Source organism: Odoribacter sp. N15.MGS-14 (genome assembly GCF_000980245.1).
Lineage (GTDB): Bacteria > Bacteroidota > Bacteroidia > Bacteroidales > Marinifilaceae > Odoribacter > Odoribacter splanchnicus.
Genome location: NZ_LARE01000061.1, coordinates 1 through 6381, shown reverse-complemented (window position 1 = coordinate 6381; position 6381 = coordinate 1). Strand labels below are relative to the sequence as shown.

Annotated in this window: 7 protein-coding genes and 1 rRNA gene; 2 read left to right on the top strand and 6 right to left on the bottom strand. The window is 39.2% G+C overall.

Features of this window, described 5'->3' with window-relative positions:
- Window positions 1-60: 60 nt before the first annotated feature.
- On the bottom strand, window positions 61-1065 hold the full coding sequence (gene gldB / locus WS34_RS11670) for a gliding motility lipoprotein GldB (protein WP_046404222.1): 1005 nt from the start codon (window positions 1063-1065) through the stop codon (window positions 61-63).
- Between the two features lie 140 nt (window positions 1066-1205).
- Between gldB and WS34_RS11665 the strand changes: the two genes are divergently transcribed.
- Window positions 1206-2774, top strand: coding sequence for an NAD+ synthase (locus WS34_RS11665; protein WP_046405000.1), 1569 nt, complete (start codon window positions 1206-1208; stop codon window positions 2772-2774).
- Window positions 2775-2776: 2 nt separating this feature from the next.
- Window positions 2777-3496, top strand: a complete 720-nt coding sequence (locus WS34_RS11660; RefSeq protein WP_013612323.1) for a Crp/Fnr family transcriptional regulator — start codon at window positions 2777-2779, stop codon at window positions 3494-3496.
- A gap of 189 nt (window positions 3497-3685) precedes the next feature.
- On the opposite strand, the gene WS34_RS11655 is transcribed toward WS34_RS11660, so the two are convergent.
- The 5 genes from WS34_RS11655 to rrf form a co-directional block, all read right to left on the bottom strand.
- Entirely contained in the window at window positions 3686-4018 is a 333-nt protein-coding gene (locus WS34_RS11655; RefSeq protein ID WP_022159537.1) for a hypothetical protein, read from the bottom strand.
- Window positions 4015-4323, bottom strand: coding sequence for a hypothetical protein (locus WS34_RS11650; protein ID WP_013612325.1), 309 nt, complete (start codon window positions 4321-4323; stop codon window positions 4015-4017). The genes WS34_RS11655 and WS34_RS11650 overlap by 4 nt, the downstream gene beginning before the upstream one ends.
- Window positions 4324-4335: 12 nt before the next feature.
- Window positions 4336-5220 (bottom strand): hypothetical protein, encoded by an 885-nt coding sequence (locus tag WS34_RS11645; RefSeq protein WP_286693744.1) that lies wholly within the window; start codon window positions 5218-5220, stop codon window positions 4336-4338.
- Window positions 5221-5445: 225 nt separating this feature from the next.
- The gene (locus WS34_RS11640) at window positions 5446-5883 is read right to left on the bottom strand and encodes a hypothetical protein (RefSeq protein WP_286693743.1); all 438 of its coding nucleotides are present in this window, start codon (window positions 5881-5883) and stop codon (window positions 5446-5448) included.
- Window positions 5884-6283: 400 nt separating this feature from the next.
- Window positions 6284-6381: ribosomal RNA gene (rrf, locus tag WS34_RS11635) — 5S ribosomal RNA — on the bottom strand; the annotation flags it as partial.

The following is a 6381-nucleotide window of genomic DNA, read 5'->3' as shown; positions in this document are numbered from 1 at the left end:
CCCCTTCAACTTCTCCCCCCCTCCTCGCTTTTAGCCTCTAGCCTTTCGCTTTTTACCTCCCTAAGGCCTATACCCCGCTTCCCTTAATATTTTATGATAATCTTGTTCGGCCATCAACCTTTCCAAGGACACATTCTTCTTTTTCTGCATATATTTTCCGACAATACGGTATCCTGTCCACACCACTGCACGTCCAGGTGATTCGACAGGCATACCCGATGTAAAAGGAGCATCGTTCAGATATTTCGTCATGATGCGTTGTTGAGTCGAGAATAAATAATCGTTCTCGATCAGAAACCGCCAGATCTGTTCCTCATTATTCCGGCACCATTCTTCTTGCTCTGCGGTAAATCCCAACAAGCGATATCCCTTCTCTTCGGGAAGAATCTGCTGTAGCAAATACATGATTTTCCCCTGATAGATCATCCCGCTAATCAAATCATTCTTCAACGGTCGAAACACAAATTCAACCGTCAACCAGCCGGTCAGGGCATCCCGGACAATATCCTCCCGGGTCATCTTCTGCCGTGCATAAACAGGCACCGGCACAGCAAGCATGCTATAAAAAATGCAGTCTTTCCCTAAATAATTATCCAAGCTGATCCCGATAGCAGCACTATCTACGATAATAGACTGATTAAATCCGGAAATATGGGTATATACTTCCGGGAGAGTGTGCTGAGGAAAATAATAACGATAATAAGCCCAGGCTTGTGAAAACTGTTTTTCCAGATCACTGATATCTGTATATCGGATAGCTACCGTATCGGCCACCTCTCGCATAACAGGATCTTTTAAAAACAGGGCCAATAGATTGGAGAAATTAGAATCAGAGGCTCTCCCCAACTGCAACACACCGATTGTATAGGTATCCCAATAACGTCCGTATTTTTTTTGCAGTACCCCCCAATCGGGTAGCACTGTGTCTAAACGAAATAAATCCAGATCCAAACGTCCGATCTTCGTATCTTTCAATAAATTCCTAACTTCCGGAGCCGGATTTCTCTTACAGCCGGAAAACCAAAAACCAAGAATTATTAGAATTAAAAGAAACTTCAAGGCCATTTTTAATTATTTTGATACTAAAAATCGTAATTTTACGGCAAAGATAAACGAAAAGATAAAAAGGTAATACGATAGTTGCTTAAAGTCGGTAAGAATCTCTGAGACTCAGAACGACTTTTTAACCTGTAATACACTAAATTATGATCATTGCTATACCACAATTAAATTATAAAGCCGGAGATATTCAAGGAAATAGCGAAAAAATCATTTCTGCGATCCAAAAGGCTCAAAATCAAAAAGCAGAACTGATCCTATTCCCGGAACTGGCTGTTTCCGGCGCATTGCCCCAGGATTTACTGGAGAGAGAGGAATTTGTAAATGCCTGTCGTATGGCCGTAGAAAAAATCGCAGCCACATGTACTCAAATTGCAGCTATTGTAGGAGCACCGAATTTGGATAGCGAAAATGGTATTATGTACAACTCAGCCTATTTTATCCAGAATGGGGAAGTGGTAGACGGTGTTCATAAAAACATCCTGAGTGATTATGATATTTTCAGTGAAAGCCGTTATTTTATCGCAGGAGAAGATAATACGCCGATCCGGTATAAAAATCAAAATATACGGATTTTATTCGACGAATACGAATCGGAATACATCGACAAAACAGATAGCTTTGTCATCTTTATCGGTATGACTCCTTTTACTGTCGATAGTAGCCGGGAAAAGCGGAAAGTACTGGCCACTTTGGCTCAAAAATACAATAAAAACCTGATCGCTGTCAATCATGTAGGAAGTTATACTTCTGTACTGTTCGACGGTAATTCAATGGTTTATAACTACAAAGGGAAGAAAGCTTGCCAATTGAACGAATTTGCAGAAGACTTTCAGCTCATCGATACCAATAAATTAGGTACCCCTACACTTCAATCACCTGTTTCTCAAGACCGGATCGCTCTGCTCCATAAAGCATTGGTCTTCGGTATCCGGGATTACTTTGAAAAGAATGGTTTTCAAAAAGCTATCTTAGGCTTATCGGGAGGTATCGATTCCGCCGTAGTCGCTGCTTTGGCTGCCGAAGCTTTAGGAGCACAAAATGTTATGGGACTTTTAATGCCTTCATGTTATTCCACCGAACATTCGGTTCAAGACGCATTAGCGCTGGCAAAAAATATCGGAATGCCCCATGAAACCATTGCCATTAAAGCAATCTACGAACAATATCTGGAAGCCTTACATCCTTTATTTAAAGACCAGCCCTTCAATGTAGCAGAAGAAAATCTTCAGGCTCGTACCCGGGGAATGTTGGTTATGGCCATGTCTAACAAATACGGTTATATTCCCCTGAATACTTCCAATAAAAGTGAAGCAGCTGTCGGATACGGCACGCTTTACGGCGATCTCTGCGGTTCACTGGGTACAATCGGAGACGTTTTTAAAACCGATATCTATGCGTTAGCCCGATATATCAACCGGAATCAGATCATCATTCCGGAAAATACTATACAAAAAGCACCATCAGCCGAATTACGGCCGAATCAAAAAGATCAGGACTCTTTACCGGACTACAACGAATTGGACGGTATCTTAAAACTATACCTGGAGGAAAACCATTCACCGGAAATGATTATAAAGGCAGGTTACCCGAAAGCTACTGTCGAAAAAGTCATTCAAATGGTAAAACGAAATGAATACAAACGAGCTCAATGTCCCCCGATCATCAAAATCTCTAAAAAAGCTTTCGGATACGGTAGAAAATATCCTTTTTAATTATGACCATCATCACTGATAGCGATTTACACGACAGTTTATGCCAAATCTGTATCGAAAGTCCTCATTCCTTACTCTCAGAACTAGGGTATGCGGCAAAACAAAAAATTATCGAAACAACAGTCTGCATTTCCTATAAAAAAGGAGACCTGATTTATCAGGAAGGAGACATGCCGACAGGCTTACATTGTCTTTTGACGGGGAAAGCTAAAATTTATAAAGAGGGCATCGGAGGACGCCAACAAATTGTTCGTATGGCCAAGCCGATCGGTTTTATCGGTTACAGAGCTTTCTTCGCCGAAGAAATACACATTGCTTCGGCTGAAGCTCTTGAAGATTCTATCGTTTGCCGGATTAAAACCGAATTGATCTTAGACATCGTCCGAACGACACCCGACCTGGCCATGAGTATTATCCGCGCACTGGCAACCGACCTCGGTTTTTCGCATCGTCGTACAGTAACCCTCACCCAAAAACATATCCGGGGACGTCTGGCTGAAGCTTTGCTGGTATTAAAGGAAACTTATGGCTACGAAGCCGATGGCTGTACGTTAAAAATTTGTCTCACCCGGGAAGATCTGGCCAACTTGTCCAACATGACCACGGCCAATGCTATCCGTACCCTTTCTAATTTTGCCACAGAAGGTATTGTCGGACTGAACGGCAAAAAAATCAAAATCATAGATAAAGAAAAACTCGAACAAATCAATAATCAGGGGTAAACCCGATCATCTCTACTCTTTTATAACCGATAAAGCAGCAAAAAACCGGACTAGAATAAATAGCTCAAAGGAGATACCCTTCTGAGAATTTGAATCATACAATGAGGTATCTCCGTCTTAAGATCCGCTCTCCTAAAGCTCATGAGCCATTTACAAAAATGGCCCATTTAATCAGCTTAGGCTTCTGCTTTAATCAAGCAATCCTTCTTCTTTCAGAATCTTTTCTAATTTCCGGAAATGTTTTAGTTTCCAATCCGGATCTTCTTCATGAGGATAATCCGGATCTATTATCGGTTGATTCGTTTCAGAAAGAGGCTCGGAAGCTTTATCAAATTCAGCCACTTCCACCTCAAATTCTATGTCTTCACGTAATTTCAGGAATACACTAGCATAAGCATGTCCTGAGCCACCTGCCTCAAGCGTAAATTTATTCTGCATAATACAAGAAGACAAGGTAACACCTCCATCGGGTAAACCAACTTTATAAGTCTTCTCTCCGTATTTAACAACTAATCCCTTCATAGTTTCCCTTCCTCCTCTAATTTCTTTTTCAATTTATAATACTCTTTCTTCATTTCCTCTCTATCGGAAGGATATCTCATATGCAATGGAGAAGCAATATCAATCTCTCTAACCCGCACTTTAATCTTATCTCCCAGAGACATCTTTTTATTCATCCATATAAGATGATTCGATTTTGAATCCATTCCTCCGATGTGCATATCATCCCCATCAGCATACCCTACACTTATGATTAAAGTAACCAAACTATCTGTCATTGCAACAATAGGAGCTGCATCATTAATACATATCTCAAAACCTTTCATAATAATCCAATTTTACACTGGCCGAGGACAATCCCAAACACCGTGCTGTGCTCTGCAAAATTCTAAGCACCTTGCACACATTGTATATCCCCATCCCCCACTATGTTCCTTAGACCAAGGCCCTTTTTTATCCATACAATCCCTATATTTTTCTGCACATTCTGCCCGAAACTGGTCCGTATCCGACACACAAAGTACAGACATAATCAATGCAACTCCACCAACCATTACCTCCGAAACAGATACAACTATTTCGCCCATTTCAGTAAGCGTTCCAACAACATAAGGAGCAACTGCTGAATAAATGCTCCTGCAAGTTCCCCAGAAACCATCACCTCCTGATTCACTCCTTGTTTTAACCCTTCTCATTCGGAATTTAGTCTGAGGAGTAATAAGCATTTGTCCTTGTTTTTCAAGATTCTGAATTTCTCCTATTCCATAATACAAGGCAGACGTAATATAAAGTAACCTCTCCTGCTCTATTTCAGGAACCTGTTTAAAAATATCTTTATTGATATTGGCCAATCTATAGCCAAAGTCCTCGTAAGAAGTTGTTTCATCACATTCCTTCAATATCCGACGAATAAATTCAATTTGAATATGGGTCAGGTTACGATACCCCTCTATAAAAAGAAGTAAATTACCAAACATTTGATTTTGTGACACTTTTGTTTTTATCATCCCTGGACTAGCCTGGGCCCAATCCTGATAAAATTGCTTTTTAAATTCAGGTGTGTTTTTAGCATTAGAATAATCTACACCTCTCTCATTTAAATTTATTACAGTCTGATGAATCTCATTGGCAACAGCCTTTCCAAATTTTTCAATATGAAGAGGAAAGTTAAGCTTATCTTCCAGACTTGGCTTCAGGAAATCATCATTCGAACATCCCTGCAAGATAACAAAGACAGAGATAAAATACTAAAACTCTAGTAAAGATTTTGCAGTAATTTGCGATGTAATAATATCATGCATCATCAATTCTCCAGCCAATTTCAAATAGATCGAATATGGATAATTCAGAGAATCTACCAGTTCAGAGAATCCTGAGGATAAATATACACCTTGATTCAAAATTTCTTTTTGTTCCAATAAATTATTTAAAAGGGGGATTAGTTCTTTTTAATTCCTATGAAAATAGTTGGGCCAATGAAAATCAGTAGGTCCCAAATTATTTATTGCTTCTTTTGAGTACAAAAAAGTTTCTCTTGTTGCCCCTGGAATTAAGTCAACCAAATCTCCCTCCGGAGAAAATACACAAGTCAAAGGAGTAGTAACAGGACATAACCATTTTATATACCACTCATTTACGGAAACATTAATATCAGCCATATTATAAATGGCCTGTTGCGTCAGAAATTTGTAGCGAGTTTGTAATCGTGAATAATATTCCTGAGACAAATGTTGCGAAGAGTCTATTAAAACAATACAAAATGGAAGATACTTATCTCTTGCAATATCACATATTTCTTTAAATATTATATTATGATATATGGATGTATTTTTCTTATCACATCCCCCTAAACATACAATAGCCATTATTATCAAAATAATTCTCATAATTTGAATCATAAAATGAATAACCTACCAGAAAATATAAATTTTATGGTATAACCACCACAAACCAGTCTTTCAACAAAGGCTTACTACTACCATCAAAATAATATAAAAGATAACAAAACAACAATAGTGAATGTTCAGAAAATGTTCGGAAAATACTAAGTGGGGAAAAATATAAATATTCCAAGCGGGTAACACAATTATTTATAACACTCCTGGAAAGAAGTAGCGGACAAAATTTTCCGGAATATTTTTTCAGAAAAATATGGCAGCCTCTACAGCCGGAACATACAGGATACTGGAGCCTAGACTCTAAAATAGCCCAGAAACTCCGTCCTCGTGGGCTATTTTCATAAACATAAAAAAAGCAGTCACAATATAAATCATGACTGCTTTCACAATTCGGCGCCAACCTACTCTCCCACCATAAGGCAGTACCATCGGCACTCAGGGGCTTAACTTCTCTGTTCGGAATGGAAAGAGGTGGATCCCCCCGGT

Bases quoted from the DNA above. Each gene is read 5' to 3' on its own strand.
- gldB (WP_046404222.1), bottom strand. From the start codon at position 1,065: ATGGCCTTGAAGTTTCTTTTAATTCTAATAATTCTTGGTTTTTGGTTT.
- WS34_RS11665 (WP_046405000.1), top strand. From the start codon at position 1,206: ATGATCATTGCTATACCACAATTAAATTATAAAGCCGGAGATATTCAA.
- WS34_RS11640 (WP_286693743.1), bottom strand. From the start codon at position 5,883: ATGAGAATTATTTTGATAATAATGGCTATTGTATGTTTAGGGGGATGT.
- WS34_RS11650 (WP_013612325.1), bottom strand. From the start codon at position 4,323: ATGAAAGGTTTTGAGATATGTATTAATGATGCAGCTCCTATTGTTGCA.
- WS34_RS11660 (WP_013612323.1), top strand. From the start codon at position 2,777: ATGACCATCATCACTGATAGCGATTTACACGACAGTTTATGCCAAATC.
- WS34_RS11655 (WP_022159537.1), bottom strand. From the start codon at position 4,018: ATGAAGGGATTAGTTGTTAAATACGGAGAGAAGACTTATAAAGTTGGT.